26 protein-coding genes are annotated in these 26,981 nt (G+C 66.8%); 8 read left to right on the forward strand and 18 right to left on the reverse strand.

Annotated features, from left to right (window positions below; translation table 11 throughout):
• Positions 1 to 22 precede the first annotated feature (22 nt).
• On the forward strand, positions 23 to 868 hold the full coding sequence (locus N416_RS0100660) for a class I SAM-dependent methyltransferase (protein WP_024440209.1): 846 nt from the start codon (positions 23 to 25) through the stop codon (positions 866 to 868).
• Positions 869 to 882: 14 nt separating this feature from the next.
• Here the strand turns inward: N416_RS0100660 and N416_RS0100665 are convergent, their stop codons facing one another.
• Genes N416_RS0100665 through N416_RS0100675 form a run of 3 tightly spaced genes read right to left on the reverse strand, consistent with a single transcriptional unit; the run spans position 883 to position 3,157 of the window.
• Positions 883 to 1,269 (reverse strand): PPOX class F420-dependent oxidoreductase, encoded by a 387-nt coding sequence (locus tag N416_RS0100665; protein ID WP_024440210.1) that lies wholly within the window; start codon positions 1,267 to 1,269, stop codon positions 883 to 885.
• On the reverse strand, positions 1,269 to 2,408 hold the full coding sequence (locus N416_RS0100670) for an FAD-dependent oxidoreductase (RefSeq protein WP_024440211.1): 1,140 nt from the start codon (positions 2,406 to 2,408) through the stop codon (positions 1,269 to 1,271). Before N416_RS0100670 ends, N416_RS0100665 begins: the two co-directional genes overlap by 1 nt.
• Positions 2,409 to 2,416: 8 nt before the next feature.
• On the reverse strand, positions 2,417 to 3,157 hold the full coding sequence (locus N416_RS0100675) for an acyltransferase (RefSeq protein WP_024440212.1): 741 nt from the start codon (positions 3,155 to 3,157) through the stop codon (positions 2,417 to 2,419).
• Between the two features lie 90 nt (positions 3,158 to 3,247).
• Between N416_RS0100675 and N416_RS0100680 the strand changes: the two genes are divergently transcribed.
• Complete coding sequence (locus N416_RS0100680; RefSeq protein WP_046302062.1) at positions 3,248 to 4,546, forward strand: PQQ-binding-like beta-propeller repeat protein; 1,299 nt, start codon at positions 3,248 to 3,250, stop codon at positions 4,544 to 4,546.
• Between the two features lie 20 nt (positions 4,547 to 4,566).
• Here N416_RS0100680 and N416_RS0100685 read toward each other — a convergent pair whose 3' ends face one another.
• From N416_RS0100685 to N416_RS0100725, 9 genes are all read right to left on the reverse strand, one after another.
• Positions 4,567 to 5,271 carry an esterase gene (locus tag N416_RS0100685; RefSeq protein ID WP_024440214.1) on the reverse strand — a complete coding sequence of 235 codons (705 nt, stop codon included), beginning with the start codon at positions 5,269 to 5,271 and terminating at the stop codon, positions 4,567 to 4,569.
• Positions 5,272 to 5,347: 76 nt separating this feature from the next.
• Positions 5,348 to 6,550, reverse strand: a complete 1,203-nt coding sequence (locus N416_RS0100690; RefSeq protein ID WP_081654416.1) for an SAM-dependent methyltransferase — start codon at positions 6,548 to 6,550, stop codon at positions 5,348 to 5,350.
• A complete protein-coding gene (locus N416_RS0100695; protein WP_024440216.1) occupies positions 6,547 to 7,521 on the reverse strand; it encodes a class I SAM-dependent methyltransferase in 975 nt (324 codons plus the stop codon). Before N416_RS0100695 ends, N416_RS0100690 begins: the two co-directional genes overlap by 4 nt.
• Before the next feature lie 75 nt (positions 7,522 to 7,596).
• Positions 7,597 to 8,649: a histidine phosphatase family protein gene (locus tag N416_RS0100700; RefSeq protein WP_024440217.1), complete on the reverse strand. Its 1,053-nt coding sequence runs from the start codon at positions 8,647 to 8,649 to the stop codon at positions 7,597 to 7,599.
• A 166-nt stretch (positions 8,650 to 8,815) separates the two neighbouring features.
• Positions 8,816 to 9,925, reverse strand: coding sequence for a histidine phosphatase family protein (locus tag N416_RS0100705; protein ID WP_024440218.1), 1,110 nt, complete (start codon positions 9,923 to 9,925; stop codon positions 8,816 to 8,818).
• Positions 9,926 to 10,166: 241 nt separating this feature from the next.
• Positions 10,167 to 11,195, reverse strand: coding sequence for a histidine phosphatase family protein (locus N416_RS0100710; protein ID WP_024440219.1), 1,029 nt, complete (start codon positions 11,193 to 11,195; stop codon positions 10,167 to 10,169).
• Between the two features lie 111 nt (positions 11,196 to 11,306).
• A complete protein-coding gene (locus N416_RS0100715; protein ID WP_024440220.1) occupies positions 11,307 to 12,047 on the reverse strand; it encodes an enoyl-CoA hydratase in 741 nt (246 codons plus the stop codon).
• Positions 12,044 to 12,862, reverse strand: coding sequence for an NUDIX hydrolase (locus N416_RS0100720; RefSeq protein ID WP_024440221.1), 819 nt, complete (start codon positions 12,860 to 12,862; stop codon positions 12,044 to 12,046). The genes N416_RS0100715 and N416_RS0100720 overlap by 4 nt, the downstream gene beginning before the upstream one ends.
• Positions 12,859 to 13,731 carry an ABC transporter ATP-binding protein gene (locus N416_RS0100725; protein ID WP_051190135.1) on the reverse strand — a complete coding sequence of 291 codons (873 nt, stop codon included), beginning with the start codon at positions 13,729 to 13,731 and terminating at the stop codon, positions 12,859 to 12,861. The genes N416_RS0100720 and N416_RS0100725 overlap by 4 nt, the downstream gene beginning before the upstream one ends.
• 146 nt (positions 13,732 to 13,877) lie before the next feature.
• Here N416_RS0100725 and N416_RS0100730 point away from each other — a divergent pair, with 146 nt between their 5' ends.
• A complete protein-coding gene (locus tag N416_RS0100730) occupies positions 13,878 to 15,272 on the forward strand; it encodes a PE-PPE domain-containing protein (RefSeq protein ID WP_024440223.1) in 1,395 nt (464 codons plus the stop codon).
• Here the strand turns inward: N416_RS0100730 and serB are convergent.
• A complete protein-coding gene (gene serB, locus N416_RS0100735; protein ID WP_024440224.1) occupies positions 15,269 to 16,501 on the reverse strand; it encodes a phosphoserine phosphatase SerB in 1,233 nt (410 codons plus the stop codon). The two genes, N416_RS0100730 and serB, sit on opposite strands and share 4 nt — an antisense overlap.
• A gap of 52 nt (positions 16,502 to 16,553) precedes the next feature.
• Positions 16,554 to 18,278 (reverse strand): cytochrome c oxidase subunit I, encoded by a 1,725-nt coding sequence (ctaD, locus tag N416_RS0100740; protein ID WP_024440225.1) that lies wholly within the window; start codon positions 18,276 to 18,278, stop codon positions 16,554 to 16,556.
• Between the two features lie 138 nt (positions 18,279 to 18,416).
• On the opposite strand from ctaD, the gene N416_RS0100745 reads away from it, so the two are divergent.
• On the forward strand, positions 18,417 to 19,502 hold the full coding sequence (locus N416_RS0100745; protein WP_024440226.1) for an ABC transporter substrate-binding protein: 1,086 nt from the start codon (positions 18,417 to 18,419) through the stop codon (positions 19,500 to 19,502).
• 125 nt (positions 19,503 to 19,627) lie between these two features.
• A complete protein-coding gene (locus tag N416_RS0100750) occupies positions 19,628 to 20,680 on the forward strand; it encodes an NAD(P)-dependent alcohol dehydrogenase (protein WP_024440227.1) in 1,053 nt (350 codons plus the stop codon).
• A gap of 81 nt (positions 20,681 to 20,761) precedes the next feature.
• Here N416_RS0100750 and N416_RS0100755 read toward each other — a convergent pair whose 3' ends face one another.
• Positions 20,762 to 21,922: an MFS transporter gene (locus N416_RS0100755; RefSeq protein WP_046301877.1), complete on the reverse strand. Its 1,161-nt coding sequence runs from the start codon at positions 21,920 to 21,922 to the stop codon at positions 20,762 to 20,764.
• A 141-nt stretch (positions 21,923 to 22,063) separates the two neighbouring features.
• On the opposite strand from N416_RS0100755, the gene N416_RS0100760 reads away from it, so the two are divergent.
• The gene (locus N416_RS0100760; RefSeq protein ID WP_024440229.1) at positions 22,064 to 22,738 is read left to right on the forward strand and encodes a FadR/GntR family transcriptional regulator; all 675 of its coding nucleotides are present in this window, start codon (positions 22,064 to 22,066) and stop codon (positions 22,736 to 22,738) included.
• A gap of 4 nt (positions 22,739 to 22,742) precedes the next feature.
• On the opposite strand, the gene N416_RS0100765 is transcribed toward N416_RS0100760, so the two are convergent.
• Together N416_RS0100765 and N416_RS0100770 are read right to left on the reverse strand one after the other, a co-directional pair.
• Entirely contained in the window at positions 22,743 to 23,156 is a 414-nt protein-coding gene (locus N416_RS0100765; protein WP_024440230.1) for a DoxX family protein, read from the reverse strand.
• A 10-nt stretch (positions 23,157 to 23,166) separates the two neighbouring features.
• Positions 23,167 to 24,387, reverse strand: coding sequence for an MFS transporter (locus N416_RS0100770; RefSeq protein ID WP_036456901.1), 1,221 nt, complete (start codon positions 24,385 to 24,387; stop codon positions 23,167 to 23,169).
• A 185-nt stretch (positions 24,388 to 24,572) separates the two neighbouring features.
• On the opposite strand from N416_RS0100770, the gene N416_RS0100775 reads away from it, so the two are divergent.
• Positions 24,573 to 25,223, forward strand: a complete 651-nt coding sequence (locus N416_RS0100775; protein WP_024440232.1) for an HD domain-containing protein — start codon at positions 24,573 to 24,575, stop codon at positions 25,221 to 25,223.
• Positions 25,224 to 25,240: 17 nt separating this feature from the next.
• Complete coding sequence (locus N416_RS0100780) at positions 25,241 to 25,942, forward strand: nitroreductase family protein (RefSeq protein ID WP_024440233.1); 702 nt, start codon at positions 25,241 to 25,243, stop codon at positions 25,940 to 25,942.
• 41 nt (positions 25,943 to 25,983) lie between these two features.
• Here N416_RS0100780 and nrdF read toward each other — a convergent pair whose 3' ends face one another.
• Positions 25,984 to 26,958: a class 1b ribonucleoside-diphosphate reductase subunit beta gene (gene nrdF, locus N416_RS0100785; protein ID WP_024440234.1), complete on the reverse strand. Its 975-nt coding sequence runs from the start codon at positions 26,956 to 26,958 to the stop codon at positions 25,984 to 25,986.
• Positions 26,959 to 26,981 lie beyond the last annotated feature (23 nt).

Consider the following 26,981-nt stretch of genomic DNA (forward strand, 5'->3'; position numbering starts at 1 on the left):
CCCGACGGCTCTCTCCGATAGTATGGGCGCGATGGACCGTCCAGCCGAATCCAAAGTCGACGCCCGTGCGCTGAATGGAGTTTCGGAGACCGCCCTGATGACGCTCAACGGGCGGGCGTATCAGGCCGCACACTCCAACGCCATCATCGATGACCCGGAGGCGATCCGACTCGTCGAATCCATCGCGTTCGACTTCGACAAGTTTGGACGCCGCGGCCAGGAGATGGCGCTACGGTCGCTGGCCGTTGATCGATGCGCGACGGCCTATCTGCAGGAGCACCCGGAGGCGACGGTGGTGGCGCTTGCCGAAGGCTTCCAAACCAGCTTCTGGCGGCTGGACAGTGCCATTCCTGACCCGCGATTCAATTGGGTGTCGGTGGATTTGGAGCCGGTGATGCGGCTTCGCGAACGGTTGCTGCCGACGTCACCACGCATCACCAACCTGGCGCAGTCAGCTTTGGACTACAGCTGGATGACGCAGGTCGATTCGAGCGCCGGCGTCTTCATCACCGCCGAAGGTCTGCTGATGTATCTGCAGCCGCGCCAGGCGATGGACCTCATCACGGCGTGCGCCGAGCGTTTCCCCGGCGGTCAGATGTTCTTCGATGTCCCACCGACCGTGGTCAGAAAGATCGCTCCGCGCGGGATGCGTTCATCCCGGCACTATCGCGTGCCCCCGATGCCGTTCAGCCTGTCGGCGCGTCAGCTCGCCGGGCTGGCCAAGACGGTGCCCGGTATCAGAGCCGTGCACGATGTACCTATGCCCAAAGGTCGCGGCCTGTTCTTCGGAACCGTGTTTCCGGCCTTCTGGCAGTGGGGTCCGATGAAGAACTTCCGGGGCGCCTACACGCTGCTCGAGTTCGCCTGAGAACTCGAGACGGATCAGGCGGCGGTGATCTCCAGGCCGATGTGCACTTTGTCTATCCCACCGCGCACCAGCGAGTGCGGGACGAACCACCAGGCGTGCCACCAGTACCGCTTGACCACGGCGTCGTAGACCCGCCGGGTCTCGGACTTGGGCAGGACCCGGGCCACCGCCTCAACGGGTTCCCCTTTGGGTTTACCCAGGACTCCGCATTTTTGGATGGTGACCCGCGGAGTGTTGTTGATGCGCTTGGTTTTCCACGACCCGTCGTCGGTGATGACCAACAACCGGTCCCCGGCGGGCGCACCCCACACCGGGGTCGGTTTGGGCTTGCCGTCCTTGGTGAACGTCGTCAGTAGCAAGTATTTTTCCCGGTACACATCGGAGAATGCGGGTGTCGTCATCAGTCGATTCTGGCAGTTTTCAGCGGATCGTTGGGGCGCACGCCGCGATAAATGCCCCGCCGGACGATCCACGGATACAGCACCCGCTCGATCGACCAGGCCGGGAACCGAAACGCGCGCCCGGACGGCGCAAACACCTCCAGGCCCTCGGGTTGAGGCCCCAGCACTGAGCCCCACCGCCTGGTGGGTGGCCGGTAGTGCCGTAGCGGCCTGCCGTCGAGGGCGGCCCGCACGTTGTGGGCCAGCAGTCCATCCGCGCGGTTGCGGGCCGAGCTGCGCAACGGGTCGGTCGCCGCGACGTCACCGATTGCGAACACCGTCGGATGTCCGGGAACCCGCAGATCGGCCGTCACCCGGACGAAGCCGGCCTCGTCGAGCAGCTCGGCCGGCAACCAGGCGGTGTTGGGTCGCACCTTGCCTATCGCCCACAGCACGGCATCGGCTGAGGCCGGGTCCTGACCGGTGCTCCACCGAACCGGGTCTTCGGTGATGCGGTCGCAGCCGAACCCGTGGGGCACGACGGCGCGGTGTTCGGCATGCAGGCCCACGCGCGCTTCGACCAATCTGCGCTTGACAGTGCGCCAGACCCGCGGGTGGTGCTCACGCAGCGGGCGCTGGCCGGGGAAATACAGATCGACCTGCTTGTCCGGCCAGGTGCGGGCGATGTTGGCGGCGCTGCTGACCGCCGCGGCACCGCCGCCCACGACGATGACCGAACCGGCGGTGGCCAGTCGGGAGTGTGCGGTGGTCAGCTCCGCGGCGACGTCGCCGGCAGACTGCGTGGTGGGCCGACGCCAGAAGCCGTTGCTGACTCCGGTCGCGATGATCAGGGCGTCATAGGGCTCATCGCGGGTGACGCCGTCGGCACACCTGACGGTCAGGGATCTGACGCTCAGATCGACACCGGCCACCTCGCCGTGCACGGTGCGCACCGCGTCCAGCCGCGGGAATCGGTCGAACGGCAGCCAGTAGTCGCGCGCCCACTGCTGCGGGCGGGACAGGCGCAGGCCCAGCTCCTGGCCGCTCACCAGGGCGGGTTTCACCGATATGCCGACCACGTCGGCGTGCTGGGCCAGCCGGATCGCGACGAGCACGCCGCTGTCGCCCAGGCCCGCTATGACCACCCGCGGTCGCGTCACGATGCGACTCAGCCCTGGGCGGCCTTCTTGCGTTCGATGTCGGCCAGCGCGGCGGCCAGCTCAGCCCGCTCGGCAGCCGAGGTCTCCCAGGCCAATTTGCGGTTCTTGACCACCTTGGCTGGCGCGCCGACCGCGATGGAGTAGTCGGGGATGACGCCCTTGACCACTGCGTGGGCGCCCAGGACACAGCCGCGGCCGATGCTGGTGTCCCGCAGGATGGTGACCTTCGCCGCGATCCAGGTGTCCGGTCCGATCCGCACCGGGCTCTTGATGATGCCCTGGTCCTTGATCGGAATGTTGATGTCGTCCATCTTGTGGTCGAAGTCGCAGACGTAGCACCAGTCGGCCATCAGCACGGAATCACCGAGCTCGATGTCGAGATAGGTGTTGATGACGTTGTCGCGTCCCAGCACCACTTTGTCGCCGAATCTCAGCGAGCCCTCGTGGGCCCGGATGGTGTTCTTGTCGCCGATGTGCACCCAGCGGCCGATCTCCATGTGCGACATCTCCGGGGTGGCCTGAATCTCCACGCCCTTGCCCAGAAAAACCATGCCGCGGGTGATGATGTGCGGGTTGGCCAGCTTGAACTTCAGCAGCCGCCAGTAGCGCACCAGGTACCACGGTGTGTAGGCCCGATTGGCCAGTACCCAGCGCAGCGAGGCCAGCGTAAGGAATTTGGCCTGGCGCGGGTCACGCAGGCGCGAACCCCGCCAGCGTTTGTGGATCGGAGCGCCCCACATCGTCGTCATGGCCGGAAAGCCTACGCGAGCGCCTTCGCGCCACGCGCTACCCTCACCTGGACTCGTTCACTGCCCGGCCGAGGATTGGGGATTGCCACTGTGTTGCGGCGACGTGGTGTCCTGGCCGGAATCGCGGTGGCGGCGTTGACAGGGCTTCTAGGCGGCTGCGCGAACACCGATTCGTGGGTGGATGCCGCGCCCGCGCCGGGCTGGCCCGCCCAGTACGCCGATGCCGCCAACAGCAGTCATACCGCCACCGCGGGCGCCACCGACCTGCAATTGGACTGGATCCGTTCGGTCAAGGGTGAGCTGGGAGCACAGCCCGCCCTGGGAGTCCACGGCTGGATGATGCTCAACGCCCAGACCGAGGCCGGCTGCTCGCTGATGCAGTGGGAGAACGCCGACCGCGGCCGGCAGCGCTGGTGTACGCGGTTGCATCAGGGCGGCGGGTTCTTCGGCGCACTCATGGACGGCTTCGACAACGTCTATGTGGGGCAGCCCGGCGCCATGCTGTCGTTTCCGCCCACCCAGTGGATCCGCTGGCGTGCACCGGTGATCGGAATGCCCTCCACGCCGCGCATCCTCGGTGACGGCCTGCTGCTGGTCGTGACCCATTTGGGCCAGGTGCTGATTTTCGACACCCATCGCGGCGCGGTCGTCGGCACGCCGCTGGACCTGGTGGACGGTGTCGATCCGACCGACTTCCGGCGCGGACTGTCCGACTGCGCCGACGCCCGACCGGACTGCCCGGTGTCCGCCGCACCCGCCTTCTCGCCACAGAGCAACATCGCGGTAGTGAGCCTGTGGCAGCCGGGCGCCAAGGAGTCCGGCTTGGTCGGTCTCAAATACCACCCGGGCGGCGTTCCGCTGCTCACCCTGGAGTGGAGCAGCGACGCGGTCGCGGCCGGCGTGTTGGCCAGCCCCGTGCTGTCCGCCGACGGTTCCACGGTCTACGTCAACGGACGCGACCAGCGCCTGTGGGCGATCAACGCCGCCGACGGCAAGGCGAAATGGTCAGTGCCGCTGAAGTTCCTGGCGCAAACACCGCCGGCGGTGACGCCCGGCGGACTGATCGTCTCGGGCGGCGGCCCCGACACCGAACTGACTGCCTATGCCGACCGCGGTGACTACGCCGAGCAGGTGTGGCGCCGCGAGGACGTCGTGCCGCTGTCCTCGTCGAGTCTGGCCGGCAAGGTCGGCTACACCGTGGTCGCCGGCACCAGTCTGGGTCCGGCGGGCTTGTCGCTGCTGGTGTTCGACCCGGCCGACGGCCACAGCCTCAACAACTATCCGTTGCCCGAAGCGCGCGGGTTTCCCGTCGGGGTGTCAGTCGGCAATGACCGGCGGGTGGCGGTTGCCACCAGCGCCGGTCAGGTGTTCAGCTTCGCCCCCGCCTGATCGCGGCTACTCCCCCGACATCACACCGCGACAGCCAGCGGCGGGAGCGCGGTGCGCGGCACCTTCACCGAAGTGGCACCGGAGCTCATCGGCAGCAGTTCGCCGGGCGCGAAGTAGAAGATCACCTCGTCATTGGTGATGGCGAAATTCTGGTAGTGCGCCGGGTCCAGCCCCGAGCCCGGCGAGATCAGGATCGCCGGTACCCCGGTCTGGCGTTCGAGGTCGCGCTGCACCACCGGGAAGATCGCGTCCAGCGGCTTGCTGTTGGGGGCGAACAGAGTGTCGAAGGTGATCGGCTTGCGGGTCGCCAGATCGTAGTTGAACGACTGGTACCAGGTGGACGGCTGCGGGCCGCCGAGGTCTTGGAAGATCTTCAGCACGACGCTCTGGGTGCCCTTGGGGGCCTGACCCGAACGGTGCTGCTCGGATGTGGCGTCCATTTCGTAGGGCATGTCGCGCGACCCGGGCGACTTGGCCACCGTCAAGAACCCGTCGCGGTTCTGCACCAGGTAGTCGGTCAGGGTCTGCTGGTCCGGGTAGTCGACCGGAAACCGCATGTCAAGGGTGTAGTTGGCGTTGGACGAGTGGACGTGGCACTGTCCGGACTCGACCGTGCCGCCCAGTTCGGCACAGGGCGAAACCGCGCCCGCCGAGGGTATCCCCGTCATGCCCAGCCAGCTGCCCACTGCACCGCCCGCCAACAGGACGGCCACCAGAATGCGCATTGTCGGTTTGTCTCGCTTTGTGTCGCCTTGCCGCAGCAAGCAGGAATGGCCTGAAGACGACAGCTTACCGGGCCGCTCAGCGCGACGGACGGCAGACGAAGGCAATCGCCCGCGCGGTTGCCCCCGTCCCGATGCGGGTGATCACCACCGACAGAGCCTGCGCACCGCGCAGACGCAGCCGGCGACGCAGACCGTCCGGGTCAGCCTGCACCTCGCGTACGCCGCGCACCAGGATTTCCAGGGCACCGCAGTCGTGGACCGACAACGCCTGCCGAAGGCGCTTTTCGCTGTAGGCCAGCGTTTCGAGCACCTCGAATCCGCGTAAGCCGTCCGGTAGTTCGTCGCCGGACAGATAGGCGATGTCGGGGTCGAGCTGCCAGAGCCCGTGCCGGGCGCCGTACTGGCGGACCAGACCGGCCCGCACCACCGCGCCGTCGGGGTCGATGATCCAGCGCCCCGCCGGCCGCACGTCGCAGTCATCGGACTCGGCGTCGGTGATCTGCTCGCCGCGGTCGAGGATCACCGCGCGGCGGCGCACCCCGGTTTCGGTCAGGCTGGGCGACCATAGGCAGGCCTCGCGAACCGAGGTGCGCCACGAGGTGACTTCGATCTCGCCGTGAAAGCCGAGCGTCCGAACTTTCTCGAAATCGATTCCGGGAGCGGCTTTTACGACCAGGTCACGACCCGCATAGCGCTCCACCAACAGGTCCAGGGCGGGTTGATAGTCGGCCGGGTCGAACCGACGCCGCCCACCGGCGCGCCGGCCGGGGTCGGCCAGTACCACGGTGCCGCGGCTGACCGGTGCCAGGGCATCAGCTCGCACGACGGCCCCGCCCACGTTGTGGCGAGCCATCGCCAGCCGTACCGGGTCGAGGTCGCTGCCCAGCACCCGATCGATCCGCTCGGACAGCGCTGCCAGCTCGGTGCCGACCGAGCAGGTCACGTCGTGTACGGCGGCACCCGGTGCCGCGGCCGCGATCCGGTACGCGCGGTGCCGTGCCACCGGCGCGGCACTGGCCTGCTGCAGCGCCTCGTCGGTGAACAGCCACCGTGAGATGCCCGGCAGCTCAACCAATTTGGCGGCGGCACGCCGGCGCAGCAGCACGGTCTCGACCAACGCCGATGTCCGGGTGCCGAAGCGGCCGCGCAGGGCGGCGATGTCGGCGACCCGGGTGGCGTCGGTGAGCGCAAAACCGGCGACCTCGCCCAGGGCGGTGGCCCCGGCCGGCGAGCTCAGATAGCCGACGTCGTCGACTTCAAATCTGAAGCCGGCAGTCAGGACGGTTTAACCCCGGTGATCATCAGGTTGTAGAACCAGCCTTTGGGCACCACCCGGCGCCAGATGTTGGCGTCCACCCAGCTCAAGGCCGTCCAGCTGCCGAAGGCGAACCGCGCCCAGCCCCAGCCGAGCTTGCCCGGCGGGACCGTCGACTCGAAGGTGCGAACCGGCCAGCCCAGCATCGCGGCGGTGAACTCTTCGCTGGCGGTCTGCACCTCGACCGCGCCGGCGTTGGTCGCCATCCGCTCCAGGTCGCGCGGCTCGAAGGTGTGCAGGTCCACGATCCACTCGAGGGCGGCGGCGCGGGAGTTCTCGTCGAGCTCTTCCTGCGGTCGGCGCCAGGATCCCATTCCGGGCAGCTTCATCGCCGCGACCGTGGTCTTCCAGGTCAGGTCGGCTAGCCGGCGCGCGTAGAAGTTGCCGACCGTGGTGGGCTCCCCGGCGAAGATGAAGCGCCCACCCGGCTTGAGCACTCGCACCACCTCACGCAGCGACAGTTCGACGTCGGGAATGTGATGCAGCACCGCGTGGCCGACCACCAGATCAAACGTGTTGTCCTCATAAGGGATGCCCTCGGCGTCAGCGACCCGGCCGTCGACGTCCAGACCGAGGGCCTGACCGTTGCGAGTGGCGACCTTGACCATGCCCGGCGAGAGGTCGGTGACCGAGCCGCGCCGCGCGACGCCGGACTGCATCAGGTTGAGCAGGAAGAATCCCGTGCCGCAGCCCAGTTCCAGCGCCCGGTCATACAGCGGCGCTTCGCCGGTCCGCTCGGCAGCGGGCACGATTGCGTCGAAGCGGCCCCGGGCGTAGTCGATACAGCGCTCGTCGTAGGAGATAGACCACTTCTCGTCGTACTGCTCAGCCTCCCAGTCGTGGTAGAGCACCTGGGCGAGCTTGCTGTCGTGCCGGGCGGCCTCCACCTGCTCGGCGGTGGCGTGCGGGTTCGGCGTGGGGTCCGTACTGGTCATGGTAGGTCAGCCTAATAGGTGATATCTGCACGGCGAAGCCGGGCGGAACCAGGTCACCGCTGGCGCGACCGCGACTCAGATCGCGCCCACCAAGCCATCTGCCAAGGAGTCGGCCGCTGAGCCGGTGCTGTCGCTCAGCGCGCCGGTGAGGGTGTCGATCACGGCCTGCGGGAACGCGGTGACTGCGGCGAGCACGTCGTTGAAGCCCGTCTGCAGCGCCGCGGTGATGTCGGCGGTATCGCCACCCTGGATGGCCTCCCAGATGTTCCAGGCGGCGATCTGCGGCGCGGTGATCAGATCGCGGAAGTCGACGAACAACCCGGTAAACAGGTCCGGGGTTGCCGAGACGGGTATGCCGTCCCAGCTGACCAGCGTCCAACCGTCGGTGGGGTTGCCTTCGAGGATGGCCTGACCCCCGTTGGGGGGCGGGCCGCCGTTTTCGAGCACTGTCTGGATGATCGGCCAGATATCGGGGTTCTTGACGTTCATCAGTATCCAGATGGCGATAACCCCGCCGCTGGAGGACGCCACCGCGGTCGTGGCGCCGTCTCCGGCGATGGTGTTGTCGTACATCGTCTGGACGGCTTGGTCGACCTGCTCGTCGAAGACCACCCCGTTGTAGTTGGTGCCCGGCTCGGAGACAAACAGGTTGCCCAGGATCCACGAAGCCATCGGCAAGAAGAAGGACGCTTCGGTGAGCAGGTTGCGGGGCTGTTCTTCGAAAAGCCCGGCGGGGATCTCGTTGAGGTCCGTCAGAACCTGCACAGCCGGCATGCCGGGCAGTTGGGCCAGCGCTGCCATGGTCTGCTGGGTCCGGATAAGTTCCGAGGCGTAGATGCCGGCGATACCGTCGGGGAACTGCTGCTGGATGTCAGCGGCCACATCTTGCGCCTGCTGCTCGCCCAGCGCCGTCAGGGGAGCACCGGGCGGCAGCGTGCCAAGAATGTTGTTGACGTCGTCCGTCGATTGCCCGTGCCGCACCAGATCCAGCGTGATGTCCTCGGCAGTCAGCGCGATGTCGGCCACCTGCACCGCGGCCGACACCGGCGCCGCTACCGGCGTGACGACTCCGACGGCAACCAGCGTTATCCCGGCACTTACGCAGGTACGGCTGATGATTGGCAGCATGTCTATCCCCCCAGATAGGACACAATGTGGCCGATATCACAGCTTATCTATGTTATGGAGAGCTGGGCAATACCCAGCCTTCAGGAAATCGCAGGTTCGTCGGACTCCACGAAGCCGGGTGCGGCAAGCTAGCGCCACACCCGGCTTCGTTGCTGCTGGTCAGGGGTCAGATAGCCAGGGCCCCCAGCAGGTCGCCCCACGCCTCGGCGGAGCCGCTGCCCGCGGCATCGCCGAACGCACCGGCGATGGTGTCGATCACTGCCTGCGGGAACTCCACCAGCGCCGAGAACACGTCGTTGAAGCCGGTCTGCAGCGCAGCCAAGATGTCGGAGGGGTCCCCACCCAGGATTGCCTCCCAGATGTGCCAGCCGGCCATCTGCGGCGCGGTGATCAGGTCCCGCCAGTCGACGAACAATCCGGTGAGCAGATCCGGGTTCTCGGCGACCTCGGTGCCGTTCCAGCTGACCAGCGTCCAGCCGTCGGTGGGGTTGCCCTCCACCACGACCTGTCCGGTGTTGGGCAGCCCGCGGTCATTGACCAGGGTGTCCAAGTACAGCCCCCAATCGGGGTTCTGGACGTTCATCATCGTCCAGGCCATGATCGCGGCACCGTGCGAAAACGCCACGCCCGAGCTGTCCGGGTCTGCCGTAGTGGCGTCGTAGATCGTCTGGATGGCGCCACCGAAGTTGTCCTGGAACGCCATCCCGTTGGGGTTGATGTCCGAGCCCAGCATCGGCACCCAGTACGCCCCGGTCATCCACGCGATCGTGGGCAACAGATAGAGGAGGCCGGAGATGGTTCCGCTCTGTCCTTCCAGCCACCCCGCGTTGATCTCGCCGAGCCCGGACAGGATCTGCTCGGGCGCGAGCAGCGGCGGCGGCCCGTCCGGAAAGTTGGCTGGATCGACAGGTTGCCCGGCCAGCAACTGGACCAACGGCCACGCCGTCTGCTGGGCGCGCAGGAAGTCCGAGGCGTACACCCCGCCAATGTTGTTGTCACCCCCGTTGTAGAGGCCGTTACCGACGTCGATGGCCTGTTGCTCACCGAGCTCGGTGAGCGGTGCACCCGGGGGCGTCGTTCCGACGTAGTCCGAGACGTTCTCGGTCGACTGGCCGTGACGGACCAGGTCAAGCACCATGTCGACGGCGGTCAGCGTGATATCGGGCCGAGCGATGCCGGGCAGCGGCGCGGCTATCGGAGCCACCGGGGCAACGGCCACGAGGCCGGCGCCGACAAGGGCGACCCCGGCGGTGATCCACGGGCGAGTGTGCTGCATGACCTTCTCCTTCAGCGAGTCCGTAGCTTCCGTTACGCTCCGACGCGTAGCGCAATACTTCGCTGAAAATATCCCCCCATTTTTCCTATGTCAATGCTTAATCCGCGAATTCCGATGCAACGGTCCCAGCTTCGCCTCTCCTACGTCGAGACTCGCTGAACCGCGGGGTTGATGGGGCGGCCCCAGCTTCGCCTCTCCTACGTCGAGACTCGCTGAACCGCCCGGTTCATGCGGCGGCGGCTTAGCCGTCCAGCGCGCCCGTGATGGTCTCGAACACCGCCTGCGGGAACGCGGTGATAGCTCCGAGCACCTGGTCGAAACCGGTCTGCAGCGCTGCGGCGATCTCGGCCTGGTCCCCGCCCTGCAACGCCTCCAGGATGTGCCACGTCGCGATCTGCGGCGCGACGTTCAGGTCCCGCCAGTCGACGAACAGCCCGGTCAACAGGTCCGGAGTCGCCGACACCTCCTGCCCGCCCCAGCTGACCAGCGTCCAGCCGTCGGTGGGGTTGCCCTCGATGATGACCTGACCGGTGTTGTCCAGCGGGGTGTGCGTGTCGAGCAGTTGGGACAGGACCAGCCCGAAGTCGGGGTTTTTGACGTTCATCAACGTCCAGATCGCGATCGTTCCGGCGTGCGCGAACGCCACGTCGTTGAGCGAGCTTTCCGGGTCGGAGACGCTATTGCTGTAGATGGCCGCGATCGCATCGGTGACGCGATCGTTGAACGCCACTCCGTTCGGGTCGATCGTGGAGCCCAACATGGGCACCCAGTAGTGGCCCAGAGCCCACATGAAAGTCGGCAGAGCGTAGGCGACCTGGGTGAGGAGGTTGAGTTCGTGGCCCTCGAACCATCCGGCATTGATCTCGTTGAGTCCGGCCAGGATCGTCAGCGGTGTGTCCGGCGCGCCTGCGGCGCTCAGCCACCCGCCGGCCGTTTCCTGCGAGCGGAGGAACTCGGAAACGTAAATCCCGCTGTAGAAGTCGGGGTCGGCAAGGTGCAGCGGGTTGGCGGGATTGGCAAGGTAGGCGGCCTCCTGCTCCCCGAGCGCGGTCAGCGCGGCGCCCGGCGGGATGGTGCCCAGGATTCCCTCGAAGTTGTCCACCGACTGCCCGTGGCGCACCAGGTCCAAAGTGATGTCCTGAGCGGTCAGCAGGAAGTCCACTGCCACGGCTCCGGCCTGCGGCATCACGACCGGACCGGCCGCAACGGCGCCCGCGCCCAGCAGTGCGACGGCCGCGGTGGTCCAGGGGCGGATGGCAGATGACTGCATGGTGGGTTCCTAACGCCGGGCTCGAGGCGGCTCTGGCCGCTGACTGGACGTTAGCTGATAAAAACGTGAAAAGAAACCGTCATGGCCCCAAGCCCCCGGGGGCCGTGGCGCCTAAGAGCCTTCCCCAGCGGTGCGGGCGGCGAACAGCTCGCCGTAGCGGCGTTGGTCGGCGGCGGCTCGGTCGGCAAAAGGCTCGGTCTCGACGGAGTCGATCGAGGCCTTGGCCGCGGCCAGCGCCTGTGCCGGGGTGTGGGTGAAGCGGCGGGCCCAGACGATCGCGGCGTCGTAGACGCCGTCGGGCGCGACCATGTCGTCGATCAGGCCCAGGGCCAGCGCCTCTTCAGCATCGAAGAACCGGCCGCTGTACGCCAATTCTTTGGCGCGGCTGGCACCGATGGTTCGGGCCAGCCGGGCCAGCCCGCCACCGTCGGGAGCGAGGCCGGCCAGAATTTCAGTTGCCCCGAACTTGACGTTGTCGCCGCTGATTCGCCAATCCGCGGCCAGCGCCAGCGCCAAACCACTGCCCAGCGCGTAGCCGGTGATGGCCGCCACCGTCGGCTTTGCGATTGCCGCTACCGCCTGCACGGCTTCGTGGCGCACCCGGGCAAAGACCTGCGCCTCCGCCGCGATCAGCGTGCGCAGTTCGGGTACATCGTCGCCGGCGCAAAAGATCTCGTGGCCCCCGTACAACACCACAGCTGCGACGTCGTCGCGGGCCGACACCTCGGCCGCGGCCGAAGCGATCTCCCGGTAGACCTGCCGGGTCATAGCGTTGGTCGGCGTCCGCGAGACCACCAGCGTGGCCACCCCGGGCTCGTCGGCTGAGGTGTGCACCGATACGAATTCGCTCATCCGAGCCAACGCTTTCCGCGTGCTGCGTTGTAACGGTCGGAGTTGAAGAACTCGATCTCCCAGTTGTCGCCGCGGCGCGCCAGGTCCGGCTGCACCACCACGATCTGGCGTTCCACCGCCATCACGGCTTCGATGCTGCGGCCGATAAGCGAATCCAGCTGGGTCCAGGTCGGCGGTAGCAAGAAGCTGTTCCCGGCAGCGAAATCCTCGATCGCCGCCTCCGGCGTGAGCCAGCCGGCGCGGTCGGATTCGGTGTTCTCGCCGTCCGCGCGCTGCCCGACCGGCAGTGCACCCACGAAGAAGTAGGTGTCGTAGCGGCGGGTGCGCTCAGCCTCCGGAGTCACCCAGTTGGCCCAGGGCCGCAGCAACTCGGCATGCAGCACCAGATGCTCGGTGCGCAGAAAGTCGGCGAACGACAGCTCGCCGGCGTTCAGCGCTCGCCGGGACTCGGCGTACACCGACGCATCGGAGACAACCCGGTCCGGATCATCAGCGGGCCCGGCGAACAGCACCCCGGATTCCTCGAACGTCTCGCGTGCGGCCGCGCAGACCAGTGCCGCGGCCAGTTCCACGTCCACGCCGAAACGCTGCGCCCACCACGTCGGCTCGGGCCCGTGCCAGGCGATCTCGGTGCTGCGGTCACGGTCATCGACGCCCCCGCCGGGAAAAACCATCACGCCGGCGGCGAACTCCATCGCGGCATGGCGGCGCATCAGGAATACGTCCAGGCCCTGCCCGCCGGGGGCGTCCTCGCGTACCAGCATCACCGTCGCGGCAGGTCTCGTCGGCAGCGGTGGCGGCTGGGGTTCGTTCATGCGCGCCTCCGGTGGGCTGCTCGACTACGGGTTCGGCGCGCGAAGTAGCGCCCGTCGATGACATCCAGTGAGATCGACTGGCCGAACGTGGCCGACAGGTTCTCGGCCGTGAGCACGTCCTCGAGCAGGCCGGCGGCCACCGCGCGACCCTCGGCCAGCAGCAGGCAGTGGCTGAATCCGACCGGAATCTCCTCAACGTGGTGAGTGACCAGCACGATCGCCGGTGCATCCGGGTCGGCGGCCAGATCCCCCAGGCGCGCCACCAGCTCCTCGCGCCCGCCCAAGTCCAAGCCGGCCGCCGGCTCGTCGAGCAGTAGCAGCTCCGGGTCGGTCATCAGTGCGCGGGCGATGAGCACGCGCTTGCGCTCGCCTTCGCTCAGCGTGCCGTAGGTGCGGTCGGCCAGATGCTCGGCGCCCAGGCTCTCCAACAAGTCGACCGCCCGCTCGTAGTCGACGGCGTCGTAGCGTTCGCGCCACCGTCCCAACACCGCGTAGCCGGCCGAGATGACCAGGTCGCTGACCGTTTCCCCGTCTGGGATCCGCTGCGCCAGCGACGAAGAGCTCAGCCCGACGCGGGCCCGCAGCTCGGTGGTGTCGACCCGGCCCAGCTGTTCGCCCAAGACGTAGGCCACGCCCGAGGACGGGTGCTCGGTGGCTGCGGCGATCCGCAGCAACGACGTCTTGCCGGCACCGTTGGGTCCGATGATCACCCAGCGTTCGTCGAGTTCGACCGACCAGTCCAACGGCCCCACCAGAGAACGCCCGTCACGGCACAGCGAAATGCCTTCGAAGTGGATCAACAGATCCTGATCGGCCCCGGTTGCGGGACCGGAACGTCCGGTATCGGGCACGGCCCTATCGTGCCGCATCCCGGCTCCGCGACGACCGACCGGGGTGGCGCTAGCCGGGGCACGTTCCGGGCTGAACTACTTCACCCCGCCGCGGCGTTGGGCTGTTGTAATGTTTGCCAAGGTCAGCCCACACCGGTTCTTAGGCTTAGGCTTAGGGGGCTTGGATGATTCGTCTTCCCAGTGCGCTCGCAGTCTGCCTCGTCGGCGCCGGCCTCATCACGTCCCCCACTGCCGCGGATCCCGGATTCCCCGCGGTGCAGCTCACCGGCATCGGCGCACCCACCCCGCCACTGGGCGGTGGAACGGCTCTGATCATGGGCGGCAGCGGTATGCCCACCCCGAGTCAGACCTACGCCGACACCGTCAACGAGCTCTACCTGGCCCCACTGGGTTTCACCGGCACCACCCAGATCCTCAGCACCCCCGAGGCGCTGTATCCCTTCCTGGGCCCGTTCACCGGAACCTTCGACGAGTCGGCCGCCGAGGGCAGCCAGATCCTGGAGCTCGCGATCTTGCGACAGATCGTCGGAGGTCAGGCCGACGCCGACAATCCCGTGGTGGTGTTCGGGTGGTCGCAGAGCGCGGTGATCTCCTCGTTGCTGATGCAGCAACTCGCCGACGAGGGGGTGCCCAGCGACTACGTGCACTTCGTGCTGATCGGTGACGAGGCACTGCCCAACGGGGGATTGTTGACCCGCTTCGATCTGCCGGCCGGTGCCCATCAGGAGATACCGAGCCTCGGGCTGACCTTCAGCGGCCCCCAACCCAGCGACCTGTTCCCCACCACCGTCTACACCCACGAATACGACGGCTTCGCCGACTTCCCGCAGTATCCGATCGACTTCTTGTCCACCCTCAACGCCGTGTTTGGCATCTTCTTCGAGCACGTGACCTACCTGGGCCTCAGCCCCGAGGAGATCGCGAATGCGGTGCCGCTGCCGACGTCATCCGATGACATCCTGACCGACTATTACATGCTGCCGGTCAGCACTCTGCCGCTGCTTGCACCGCTGCAACTGCTGCCGTTCATCGGCAATCCACTGGTCGATCTGTTACAGCCGGCCCTGCGGGTGCTGGTGAATCTGGGCTACGGCAACCTGGAGCACGGCTGGAGTCCCGGATTCGCCGACGTCCCCACCGGGATCGGCTTCCTGCCGGATCTCAGTGTCCTGCAACAGGTTCCGCAAGCCCTGTTCGACGGTGTGCAGAAGGGCATCACGGATGCCTTCAACACGTTGTTGGACCCGGCCAACTACGTCTACTCGTTGCCGGACTGGGCCGAACAGCTGCTCAATACCGCACTGGCCGTCCAAGGAGGCGACAGCTCGCTGCTGGCCTTCGTGCCCACCACCTGGCAGGACCTCTTCGAAACGTTCCCGCCACACACCGGTTTCCCGCCGCTCGACGTGCTCAGCGCGTTGCTGATCACCCTGCCCCAGTACAACTACGACGTGTTCATGTCCGAGCTCGCCGACGGCAACCTGCTGGATGCGATCGGCATCCCACTGGCAGCCGATATCGGGCTACTGCCATTGGCCGTGATCGGCGCCCTGTTCTAAACCGGCGGAATCTCTACCCGGCGCAGCACGCCGTCGTGCGCGTCGGCAGCCTCGATCTCGGCCCGGGTGACCCCGAGCAGGAACAGCACCGTGTCCAGATACGGGTAGCTCAGCGAGGCATCGGCCACCTCGCGCAACGCCGGCTTGGCGTTGAACGCCACACCCAGGCCCGCCGTGGACAGCATGTCGATGTCATTGGCGCCGTCTCCGACAGCCACGGTCTGCTCCAGCGGCACCCCCGCCTGAGCGGCGAACTCCCGCAACGAGTCGGCCTTGCCGGCCCGGTCGACCACGGGACCGATCACCCGCCCGGTGAGTTTGCCGTCGACGATCTCCAGCTCGTTGGCCGCCACGAAGTCGAGCTGCAGCTCGGCCGCCAGTGGCTCGATCACCTGCCGGAAGCCGCCGGACACCACACCGCATTTGAAGCCGAGGCGGCGCAGCGTGCGCACCGTGGTGCGGGCACCGGGGGTCAGCTCGATCTGTTCGGCGACCTCGTCGACGACACTGGCGGGTAGACCGGACAGCGTGGACACCCGGTGGTGCAGCGATTCGGCGAAGTCGAGTTCGCCGCGCATCGCGGCCTCGGTGATCGCGGCGACCGCGTCCCCGGCACCGGCCCGGTCGGCGAGCATCTCGATGACCTCGCCCTGAATCAGGGTGGAGTCGACGTCGAACACGATCAGGCGCTTGGTCCGGCGTGACAGGCTGGCATCCTGGAAAGCCACGTCGACCTGCTGCTCCGCGGCGACTTTGCTCAGCGCGGACTGCAACCGGCCGGCGGCACCGACCGGCACCGAGACCCGCAGTTCCAGCCCGGTCACCGGGTAGTCGGAAACGCCGCGGATCATGTCGATGTTGGCGTCGATCTCGGCGATCTCGTGAGCCATTGCCCCCAGGGCCGTAGCGGCCACCGGCCGCCCCAAGACCACGATCCGGTGCGTGGAGGGTGCCGCGATGATCGGCGCGTCATCGCTGCGTTCGATCGTGACGTCGAGTCCCACACCGCGAATCGCGGTAGTGACCTCGTCGGCGAACGCCGGCCCGTCGGCCACCTCCGGCTCCGCGGACACCAGCACGCCCAGCGTGAGGCGACCGCGGACCACGACCTGTTCGACGTTGAGCAACTCCACTTCGTAGCGCGACAGCACCTCGAAGAGGGCCGACGTCACGCCCGGCTGATCGACACCGGTGACAGTGATCAACACCGCCACCTTGGGCGTGCTCACCCCTGGCGGGCGCCCGGCTCGACCGGGCGCCGCCTCTCCCCCAGCGGGCTCATCAAGCGTTTGCGGGTTCGTACAGCTCGTCACCGGGGTGACGGCCGACGTGCGCCTCAGCCCGCAACCGGTCGACCATGTGCGGGTAGTGCAGCTCGAAAGCCGGACGCTCCGAACGGATCCGGGGCAGCTCGGTGAAGTTGTGCCGCGGCGGCGGGCAGCTGGTGGCCCACTCCAGGGAGTTGCCGTAGCCCCACGGGTCGTCCACGGTGACGACCTCGCCGTAACGCCAGCTCTTGAAGACGTTCCAGGTGAAGGCGATCATCGACGAGCCCAGAATGAACGCCCCGACGGTCGACACGATGTTGAACGCGGTGAAGCCGTCAGTGGGCAGGTAGTCGGCGTACCGACGCGGCATACCCATGTTGCCCAGCCAGTGCTGGATCAGGAACGTGGTGTGGAACCCGATGAAGGTCAGCCAGAAGTGCAACTTCCCGAGCCGCTCGTCGAGCAGCCGGCCGGTCATCTTCGGGAACCAGAAGTAGATCCCGGAGAACGTCGCGAACACGATGGTGCCGAACAGCACGTAGTGGAAGTGCGCGATCAGGAAGTAGCTGTCGCTGACGTGGAAGTCCAGCGGCGGGCTGGCCAGCATCACGCCGGTCAGGCCACCGGCCAGGAAGGTGACGATGAAGCCGAGCCCGAACAGCATCGGTGTCTCGAAGGTCAGCTGACCCCGCCACAGGGTTCCGATCCAGTTGAAGAACTTCAGACCGGTCGGGATGGCGATCATCAGGGTCAGCAGCGAGAAGAACGGCAGCAGCACCGCGCCGGTGGCGAACATGTGGTGCGCCCATACCGCGGTCGACAGCCCGGCGATGGCCAGCGTCGCGTACACCAAGGTGACGTAGCCGAAGATCGGCTTGCGGGCGAAGACCGGGAACACTTCGCTGACGATGCCGAAGAACGGCAGCGCGATGATGTACACCTCGGGGTGGCCGAAGAACCAGAACAAGTGCTGCCACAGCAGTACGCCACCGTTGGCGGAGTCGTAGACGTGTCCACCCAGGTGACGGTCGACGGCCAGACCGAACAGCGCCGCGGTCAGCAACGGGAAGACGATCAGCACCAGGATCGAGGTGACCAGAATGTTCCAGGTGAAGATCGGCATCCGGAACATGGTCATGCCGGGGGCGCGCATGCAGGCCACCGTGGTGATCATGTTCACCGCGCCCAGAATGGTTCCCAGACCACCGACGGCGAGGCCCATGATCCACAGGTCGCCGCCGGCACCCGGGGAGTGCACCGCGTCGCTCAGCGGGGTGTAGGCGGTCCAGCCGAAGTCGGCAGCACCCCCGGGGGTGATGAAGCCGGCCAAGGCGATGGTCGCGCCGAACAGGAACAGCCAGAACGAGAACGCGTTGAGGCGGGGGAAAGCCACGTCCGGGGCGCCGATCTGCAGCGGCAGCACCAGGTTGGAGAACCCGAACACGATCGGCGTGGCGTAGAAGAGCAGCATCACCGTGCCGTGCATGGTGAACAGCTGGTTGAACTGCTCGTTGGACAGGAACTGCAGGCCCGGCACCGCCAGCTCAGTACGCATCAACAGCGCGAGCAGGCCACCGATGAAGAAGAAGGCCATACACGCGACGCAGTACATGATGCCGATCAGCTTGTGATCGGTGGTGGTGATCAGCTTGTAGATCAGGCTGCCCTTGGGGCCCATCAACGCAGGGAAGGGCCGACTGGCCTCGAGTTCTGCGCGTGGGGGTGCTTCGGCGGTCAAGATTCCTCCAAACATGGGCATCCCGGGAAACTTGGTCGAATCCTAACCCCGAGCGTCGCCCCGTCGGTATAGGCCTCCTACAAACTGTCGTATTCGTCTCCTCGAGGGGCGCTCCGCCGTGGGTGTTAACGTCACCGCGTGACCAGGGTGGACCGGCGGGCGGCGTCCGCAGTAGCGCTTGCCGTGACCTTGCTCACGACGGCCGGATGCGCGGGCGATGCGGCAGAAACCGCCCCAACCTCGATCTCCACCACGACCACGATGGTCGCCGGGGCGGGTGTGCTCGGCAATGACCGGCGTCCCGACGATTCCTGCGCGGCCGAGCCCGCACAGCCCGACCCCGGGCCGGCGATGCGCTGGGTCCACAACGCGGCCGAGGTGCAGCCGGCCAGTGTCGAGGTTCCCGAGCAGGCCGAGCGCATCGTGGTGCTCTCCGGCGACCAGCTCGACACGCTGTGCGCGCTGGGCCTGCAGTCCCGTGTGGTCGGCGCCGCGCTGCCGGACGGAGCAGACAAGCAACCCTCCTACCTGGGCGCGGTAATACACGGTGTCGCGGCTGTGGGCTCGCGCAGCAACCCCGATATCGGCGCCATCGCCGAGCTGCATCCGGATCTGATCCTGGGCGCCCATGGCCTGACACCCGGCTATGCGGAGCTGGCCGCGATCGCGCCCACCGTTTTCACCGGGGCGCCGGGTTCGGGGTGGGAGGACAACGTGCGCGGTGTCGGCGCCGCGACAGCACGCACCGGCGCTGCCGACGAGGTGCTCGAGCGGTTCAGCGCGTACGCAGCCGAAACCCGCGAGGTCAGCGACGCCACCCACTTCCAGGTGTCGGTGGTGGAGCTCACCGACGACAGCGTGCGGGTGTACGGGGCCTCCGGCTTCGCCGCCAGCGTGCTCAAGGCGGTTGGGGTGGACCGCCCCCCGTTGCAGCGGTTCACCGATCGGCCTTACCTCGAGATCCCAGCTAACGATGGCGATCTGGCCGGGCGGGCGGATTTCTCGGCAGCCGATGGCGACATCGTGTACGTCTCTTTCGTCTCCCCGGCAGTGAAGGCGCGGGCGGCCACCGTGTTCGACAGCGTCGCCTGGCGACGGCTTGCGGCCAACCGTGACAGCCGGGTTTTCGTCGTCAACAACGAGGTGTGGCAGACCGGGCAGGGACCGGTCGCCGCACGCGGCGTGGCCGAAGACCTACGCTGGGTCAACGCGCCGATCAACTAAGCCGGAGCCCCTGTTCCCGCGCCGGCGGTGACCGATCTCACGCCATCGGGACAAGCTTGACAGCAAATAACTTTGCTAAGCTATCTTTTTACGTGTCGACGCATATCTGAAGAGGAATCTCCACTATGAGCACCGTTTCCGCTTACGCCGCCACGTCGGCAACCGACCCGCTGAGCAGGACCACCATCACCCGCCGGGAACCCGGTCCGCACGACGTGGCGTTCGACATTCATTTCGCCGGCATCTGCCATTCCGACATCCACACCGTCAGAGCCGAGTGGGGCGCTCCGCAGTATCCCCTGGTTCCCGGCCACGAGATCGCCGGCGTGGTGACCGCGGTCGGATCTGAGGTCACCAAGCACAAGGTCGGCGACCGGGTCGGCGTCGGCTGCTTCGTCGACTCCTGCCGCGAGTGCCCGAGCTGCCTGGCCGGCCATGAGCAGTACTGCACCGGCGGCGGCATGATCGGCACCTACGCCGGTGTCGGCCGCGACGGCCAGCCGACGCAGGGCGGCTACAGCGGCGCGATCGTCGTCGACGAGAACTACGTCTTGAGCATCCCCGACGAGATTCCCCTGGACGCCGCCGCTCCCCTGCTCTGTGCCGGAGTGACCACCTATTCACCGCTGCGTCACTGGAATGTCGGTGTTGGCAAGCGGATGGCGGTCGTCGGCCTCGGCGGCCTCGGCCACATGGCCGTCAAGCTCGGGGTCGCGATGGGCGCTGAGGTAACGGTGCTGTCGCAGTCGCTGAAGAAGATGGAGGACGGCCTGCGGTTGGGGGCCGAGCACTACCACGCGACCAGCGATCGGCAGACGTTCAAAGATCTGCGCGGCAAGTTCGACGTCATCTTGAACACCGTCTCGGCCAGCCTGGATCTGGGCGCATATCTGAACCTGCTCACCCTGGACGGCACCCTGGTCGAGTTGGGCATGCCCGAGCACGCCCTGACGGTGCCGCCGAGTGCGCTGGTGCGGATGCGGCGCAGCGTCACGGGCTCGTTGATCGGTGGGATCGCCGAGACCCAGGAGATGCTGAACTTCTGCGCCGAGCACGGCGTGCGTCCCGAGATCGAGGTCATCGAACCCGATTACATCAACACCGCGTACGAGCGTGTGCTGGCATCAGACGTGCGCTACCGCTTCGTCATCGACACCGCGTCGTTGCGGCAGCCCTAGGACCCAACAATCACCGAACGTGCACACAGGCTGACGGCATCGCGAAATCCCCGGTCTCAGTGCACGTTTGGCGAGCGCTGCTCAGACATAGCGGTTGCGCCCCGCCAGTGCGCCCGCCGCTGTCTGCACCACGTACACGGTGAGCATCATCAGCCACGGCACGGTCCATCCACCACTCACCTGGTGCAACAGACCAAACGTGAACGGGCCGACCCCGGCGAGCAGGTAGCCGAAGCCCTGCGCCATCCCCGACAGGCTTGCGGTGTCTTGTGCGTCGCGGGCTCGCAGCGCAATCACGGTGAGGGCCAACGAGAACACGCTCATCCCCAGACCCACCAGCACGCTCCACAGCAGTGGCGCGGCCGCGGGCGCGATCAGCAGACCGAGCATGCCGGCCATGCCAAGCACTCCCAGTCCGACGATCCATCCGCTTTGACTGTCCCGGCGGGCGGCCAGCGGCGAGACGATCAGGCTGATCGGCACCGCGATCAACGAGATCAGGCCGAGCAGTAGGCCCGCGCGGGTTTCGGTTGTTCCGTTCTCGATGAGCACCTCGGGCAGCCAGCCCATCACCACGTAGGCGAGGAAGGACTGGGTGCCGAAGAACAGCGTGACAGTCCAGGCCAGCTTGCTGCGCAGCAGCGACCGGCCTTTCGTGGTGGCCGCGGGCGCGGTGGTGTCGGGCCGGTCGAATCCGCGGGCCCCCACCACCCAGGCCGCCAGCGCCAGCAGCGCCAGTGCGCTCCACGCGCCCAGGGCTGAGCGCCAACCGCCCAGCGCGTTGTCGAGCACCGGGGTGACCGCGGAGCCCAACGCTCCTCCCCCTTGCAGCGCCGCGGTGTAGATCCCGGTCATCAGGCCGACCTGGGCGGGGAAGGATCCCCGGATGATCACCGGGATCAGCACGTTGATCAACGCGATTCCGGCGGTTGCCACCAACGTTCCGCCGAGCACGACGAGAGGCCCATCGCAGACCCGAATCAGCAGTCCGGCAACGAGTATCAGTAGCGCCGCCGAAACCGTGCGCCCCAGCCCGATCCGCCGTGACAACCACGGCGCGGCCAGCCCGGCGGCAGCGAAGCACAGACCGGGCAACGTGGTCAGGACCCCGGCCCAGGTGTCTGAGGCGCCCAGCGCGCCCCTCATTTCCGGAAGCAGCGGACCCACGCTGGTGATCGCCGGGCGCAGGTTCAGTGCGGTCAAGACCACCGCGACGGTCAGCAATACACCGCCGGCCGCCATCGTCGCCGGCCGGAACTCGGCGGCACCCTCGATTTCCAGTTCAAGGTCGTGCTCGTACTGGCCGAGTGTTTCGTTGCGGGCGGTGCAGGTCACCTGAAGTAGGATCGCATACATCCTATGACTGGATGAAGGGAGGATACTGTGCCGTTGGTCACCACCCGTCGCACCGGCTTGGTCGATCAGGTGATTGAGCAGCTTCGCGCCTCAGTGACCGGCGGGGAATGGCCGGTCGATTCGCGAATCCCCACCGAACCCGAGCTCGCCGACGCGCTTGGTGTCGGCCGCAACACCGTGCGTGAGGCGGTCCGGGCGCTGGCCCACAGCGGCATCCTGGAGGTCCGCCAGGGCGACGGCACCTACGTGCGCGCCACCAGTGAGGTGTCCGGCGCGGTGCGCCGACTGTGCGGCCCGCAGCTGCGCGACGTACTACAGGTCCGACGTTGCCTGGAGGTGGAAGGGGCACGCCTGGCTGCCGCCGCCCGCACCGATGCGGACTTGGCTGAGCTGCGCGCACTGTTGGATCGCCGCGACAGCCACCAGCAGGAGGGCAGACACGACGAGTTCGTCCGGGCCGACACCGATTTTCATCTCGCGGTGGTCCGCTGCTCGCACAATCCAGTGTTGACCGAGCTGTACTGCGGGCTCACCGAGGTACTGATGGCCAGTGTGGCCACCACCAGCGCAAAACCGGTGCAGGCGGACCAGATCCGGCACCGGGGCCTGGTGGACGCGATCGCCGCGGCCGACGTGGAGGCCGCCGGGCGTGAGGCGGGCGGATTCCTCGACGAGCTGTTGGAGCAGCTGCCGCCGCGCTGAGCTCTCAGCCGCGCCGAAGTCCCAACACTCGTAACAGTTCCGGGCGTCGCAGGATGAGGCCGATCCACACCAGTACCCCGACATACACCCCGGACAGCACGAAGCCCGCCAGCGGCTTGTCAGCGTGCAGGTTGATCGTCACCGCACCACCCAGGTAGGCGGTCAGGCCCAGCGCACCCAGCACGGCGGTGCGCGGGACCAGGAAGACGACGAGACATACCAGTAGTACCCAGCCGATCATCGCCGTTTTGTCGGGGGAAAAGCCGAGCCCTTCGGTGGCTTCGCGGGCGAAGGCCAACCCCAGGATCTTCGGAATGGCGTCGAACGCAAAGAACAGCCCCAGCATGGCGGTGATCGCGGCTCCGGTGATCCATGCCCGCGAACGTCGCGGCGTGGCCGGATCGGCGGTTGTCGTCATGATGTCTCCTTCACCTCGACGGTACTAGTGCAGTGTTCGGTTCCTGCGCGCGCAGGAATACTGCGGTGTAGCCGAACAGGATCACCGCGGTGGCTACCAGCAGCAGGAGCCCCACGGCGTAGCTGTTGCGCACGGGATCGTAGGTAGCACCCATCACCAGCGGCGGGAAGTAGCCGCCCAGCCCGCCCACCGCGGCGACGATCCCGGTGACCGAGCCGACCGAACCAGCCGGAGCCCGGTGGGATACCCAAGCGAACACTCCGCCGGTGCCGATGCCGAGCGCGACAGCAAGCGGCAGAAACGTCAGGCCGGACCAGATGTCGGCCGGCGGCTTGAACACCGAGATCAGCGTCTGCACCGCGATACCTGCCAGCGAGGCCAAGACGACGTACTTGGGCGCGATGTGATCAGCCAGCGATCCACCGAGTAGCCGGGCCAGCACCGCCGCCAGCGCGAACGCCGCGGTGCGCTCCCCCGCGCCTACCGCGGAGAAGTCATAGACCGTCTTGATGTAGATGGGCAGGTAGCTGCAGAACGCCACGAAGCCGCCGAATACCAGTCCGTACAGCAGCGACATCTCCCACGTCACCCGCAACCGTGCGGCGGACTTGAGTTTCGGCAGCACCGGCGTGGTGTTGGGCACGAAGCGCGGGCCGTTGCGCATCAACACCACACACAGCAGCACCGAAATCGCCAGGGCCGCTGCGACTATGAGATGGGTGGTGAACAGCCCCACCCACTTCACCAGCCGCGGAGTGAAGAACGCCGAGACCGCGGTACCGGCCATGCCCATGCCGAACACTCCGGTGGCGAAGCCGCGGCGCTGCGGGGCAAACCAGTTGTTGGCGAACGGAATTCCAATCGCAAAGACGGTCCCGGCCACGCCGAGGAAGAATCCCGCCGCCAGCATCAGCGGATAGGAACCGATCTTTGCCGCGTACCCGACCGCCAGCACCGGAAGAATCGAGGCCAACGAGACGCCGATGAACATCGTGCGGCCACCGAAGCGGTCGGTCATCAAGCCGGTGGCGATCCGGCCCAGCGCTCCGACCAGGATCGGGGTGGCCACCAGCAGCGCCTGGGCGGTGGTGCTCAGCTTCATCGCGGCGGTGTACTGCGTCGAGAGCGGGCCGATCAACGTCCATGCCCAAAAACAGATGACCGAGACCCAGGTGGCCAACAACAGGTTGACGCCCGGGCCGGCGCCGCTACCGCGTCGATCAGCGCTCATCACGAAAATCATGCAAGCACCCCAAAGCGCGATCGGCTCGTCATTCGCCCAAAATGCCGGCCCGCTTCCCCACCCGTAGCAGCGATCCTGTCGCAATCTGTGGCTTTAACGGCTCGTTCTCCGCGGTTCACCGACACGCAGCGGACGCAGGCTGGTCAGCAACCGACCGAGCAAGGAGACTGGCCATGGCAACTCGACGAACGGAGCGCATCGCGGACGTCGTCGTACCCGACACGCAGCTCGCCCGCGAAGCAACCGAGTTCGTCCGCAGCGCCGAGGACGACGTGCTCTTCCACCACTCCCGGCGAGTGTTCCTGTTCGGTGCCCTGCACGGCCGGCGGGCGGGGCTACCAACAGACCTGGAGCTGCTCTACGTGGCGGCGATGTTTCACGACTTCGGCCTCACCACCCGCTACCGCACGTCGACCCAGCGTTTCGAGATCGACGGAGCAGATGCCGCACGCGAGTTCCTGACGGAGCGCGGCGTAGCACAGGCCGACGTCGACAAGGTGTGGCTCGGCATCGCGCTGCACACGACGCCGGAGATCACCGGACGGCTCGACACCGAAACCGCTTTGCTCGCAGCGGGTGTCAAGACTGATGTGGTCGGCGTGGGCCACGCGGATCTGGATGCGGCGGACATCGACGCAGTGGTCGCCGCTCATCCGCGGCCCGACTTCAAGAACCGCATCCTGGCGGCCTTCAATGACGGTATGAAACATCGTCCGCAGACCACGTTCGGGACGATGAACGATGACGTGCTGGCCCACTTCGATCCCACGTTCCAGCGCGGCAACCTAGTCGACAGCATTCTCAACAGCCCATGGCCCGAGTAGCGGAAAGGAGCAGGCACATGGAGATCCACGAAGCGCTGTACACCACCAGGATGATGCGACGGCTGCGGCCCGACCCGATTCCGCTGGACACCCAGGCCCGCATCCTGGATGCGGCGGTGCGCGCCCCAAACGGGGGCAACACCCAACGCTGGCACTTTCTCGCCGTCGACGACCCAGAACTCAAACACGAGCTGGCCCAGTTGTTCCGCCAAGGCCGCGCCGTCGAGTACCAGAAGTTCGCGACGGGTACGGGGCCGATGGCCACCCCGGCTCCCGGCGCGGATCCGACCCAACATATCGAGACGATGCGCCGCATGAAGGGCTCCGGAGATTACCTGGCCGACCATTTCGAGGACATCCCGCTGCTGCTTTTCGTCTTCGCCATCGACGATCTCGGTGGGGCCAACATCTATCCGGCGATCTGGAGCGCACTGCTTGCGGCCCGCGCCGAGGGCATCGGCGGCGTCATGACGATGGTGCTGCGCAACTTCGAGGACCGCGTCAACGAGCTCTTAGGCGTGCCTGTCGCGGAGGGCTGGACGATGTCGGCGATGCTCGCGCTCGGCTACCCACGAGGAAAATGGGGAGTGGCAGCCAACCGACGGCCCGTCCAGGAGGTTTCATCACGCAACCGCTGGGGTGCACCGTTCGGCGTCGAAGTCCCGCAGCCGCTGTGGCCACGCGACCACGTGACGCCCAGCCTGGCCACGGCGGGTTGAGACATCCGGGCCGCTGCAGAATGTGCGACGGCCCAGACACTTTAGAACTCCCAGTCCTCGTCTTCGGTGACGACGGCCTTACCGATCACGTACGACGATCCCGAACCGGAGAAGAAGTCGTGGTTCTCGTCGGCGTTGGGCGACAGCGCCGACAGGATCGCCGGGTTCACGTCGGTCTCTTCGCGCGGGAACAACGCCTCGTAGCCGAGGTTCATCAGCGCCTTGTTGGCGTTGTAGCGCAAGAACTTCTTCACGTCCTCGGTCAGGCCGACATTGTCGTACAGATCCTGGGTGTACTCGACCTCGTTCTCGTAGAGCTCATAGAGCAGGTCGTAGGTGTACTCCTTGAGTTCGCCCTGCTTCGCCTCGTCGACGAGGGCCAGCCCGCGCTGATACTTGTAGCCGATGTAGTAGCCGTGCACCGCCTCGTCGCGGATGATCAGCCGGATCATGTCCGCGGTGTTGGTCAGCTTGGCCCGGCTCGACCAGTACATCGGCAGGTAGAAGCCGGAGTAGAACAAGAAGCTCTCCAGCAGCGTGGATGCCACCTTCCGCTTGAGCGGCTCGTCACCCCGGTAGTACTGCATGACGATCTCGGCCTTGCGCTGCAGGTTGGGGTTCTCCTCCGACCAGCGGAACGCGTCGTCGATCTCACTGGTCGAACACAGCGTGGAGAAGATCTGGCTGTAGCTCTTGGCGTGCACCGACTCCATGAAGGCGATGTTGGTGTAGACCGCCTGCTCGTGCGGGGTCAGTGAGTCGGGAATGAGGCTGACCGCCCCGACCGTGCCCTGGATGGTGTCCAGCAACGTCAGACCGGTGAACACCCGCATCGTGAGCTGCTTCTCACTGTCGGTCAGGGTCCCCCACGACGGCAGGTCGTTGGAGACCGGCACTTTCTCCGGAAGCCAGAAATTGCCGGTCAGGCGGTCCCAGACCTCGGCGTCTTTGTCGTCTTGCACCCGGTTCCAGTTGATGGCCGAGGTGCGGTCGATCAGCTTCACATTTTCGGACACCAGAACCCCATTTCACCCGCCGA

It is taken from the genome of Mycobacterium sp. UM_WGJ, from assembly GCF_000455125.1.
In the GTDB taxonomy this organism is placed as follows: Bacteria; Actinomycetota; Actinomycetes; order Mycobacteriales; family Mycobacteriaceae; genus Mycobacterium.

Excerpts from the sequence above, each read along its gene's own strand:
- N416_RS0100660 (WP_024440209.1), top strand. The coding sequence starts at position 23 with ATGGGCGCGATGGACCGTCCAGCCGAATCCAAAGTCGACGCCCGTGCG.
- N416_RS0100665 (WP_024440210.1), bottom strand. The coding sequence starts at position 1,269 with ATGACGACACCCGCATTCTCCGATGTGTACCGGGAAAAATACTTGCTA.
- N416_RS0100675 (WP_024440212.1), bottom strand. The coding sequence starts at position 3,157 with ATGACGACGATGTGGGGCGCTCCGATCCACAAACGCTGGCGGGGTTCG.
- N416_RS0100685 (WP_024440214.1), bottom strand. The coding sequence starts at position 5,271 with ATGCGCATTCTGGTGGCCGTCCTGTTGGCGGGCGGTGCAGTGGGCAGC.
- N416_RS0100695 (WP_024440216.1), bottom strand. The coding sequence starts at position 7,521 with ATGACCAGTACGGACCCCACGCCGAACCCGCACGCCACCGCCGAGCAG.
- N416_RS0100700 (WP_024440217.1), bottom strand. The coding sequence starts at position 8,649 with ATGCTGCCAATCATCAGCCGTACCTGCGTAAGTGCCGGGATAACGCTG.
- N416_RS0100705 (WP_024440218.1), bottom strand. The coding sequence starts at position 9,925 with ATGCAGCACACTCGCCCGTGGATCACCGCCGGGGTCGCCCTTGTCGGC.
- N416_RS0100710 (WP_024440219.1), bottom strand. The coding sequence starts at position 11,195 with ATGCAGTCATCTGCCATCCGCCCCTGGACCACCGCGGCCGTCGCACTG.
- N416_RS0100715 (WP_024440220.1), bottom strand. The coding sequence starts at position 12,047 with ATGAGCGAATTCGTATCGGTGCACACCTCAGCCGACGAGCCCGGGGTG.
- N416_RS0100720 (WP_024440221.1), bottom strand. The coding sequence starts at position 12,862 with ATGAACGAACCCCAGCCGCCACCGCTGCCGACGAGACCTGCCGCGACG.
- N416_RS0100725 (WP_051190135.1), bottom strand. The coding sequence starts at position 13,731 with ATGCGGCACGATAGGGCCGTGCCCGATACCGGACGTTCCGGTCCCGCA.
- N416_RS0100730 (WP_024440223.1), top strand. The coding sequence starts at position 13,878 with ATGATTCGTCTTCCCAGTGCGCTCGCAGTCTGCCTCGTCGGCGCCGGC.
- N416_RS0100750 (WP_024440227.1), top strand. The coding sequence starts at position 19,628 with ATGAGCACCGTTTCCGCTTACGCCGCCACGTCGGCAACCGACCCGCTG.
- N416_RS0100755 (WP_046301877.1), bottom strand. The coding sequence starts at position 21,922 with ATGGCGGCCGGCGGTGTATTGCTGACCGTCGCGGTGGTCTTGACCGCA.
- N416_RS0100765 (WP_024440230.1), bottom strand. The coding sequence starts at position 23,156 with ATGACGACAACCGCCGATCCGGCCACGCCGCGACGTTCGCGGGCATGG.
- N416_RS0100770 (WP_036456901.1), bottom strand. The coding sequence starts at position 24,387 with ATGAGCGCTGATCGACGCGGTAGCGGCGCCGGCCCGGGCGTCAACCTG.
- N416_RS0100775 (WP_024440232.1), top strand. The coding sequence starts at position 24,573 with ATGGCAACTCGACGAACGGAGCGCATCGCGGACGTCGTCGTACCCGAC.
- N416_RS0100780 (WP_024440233.1), top strand. The coding sequence starts at position 25,241 with ATGGAGATCCACGAAGCGCTGTACACCACCAGGATGATGCGACGGCTG.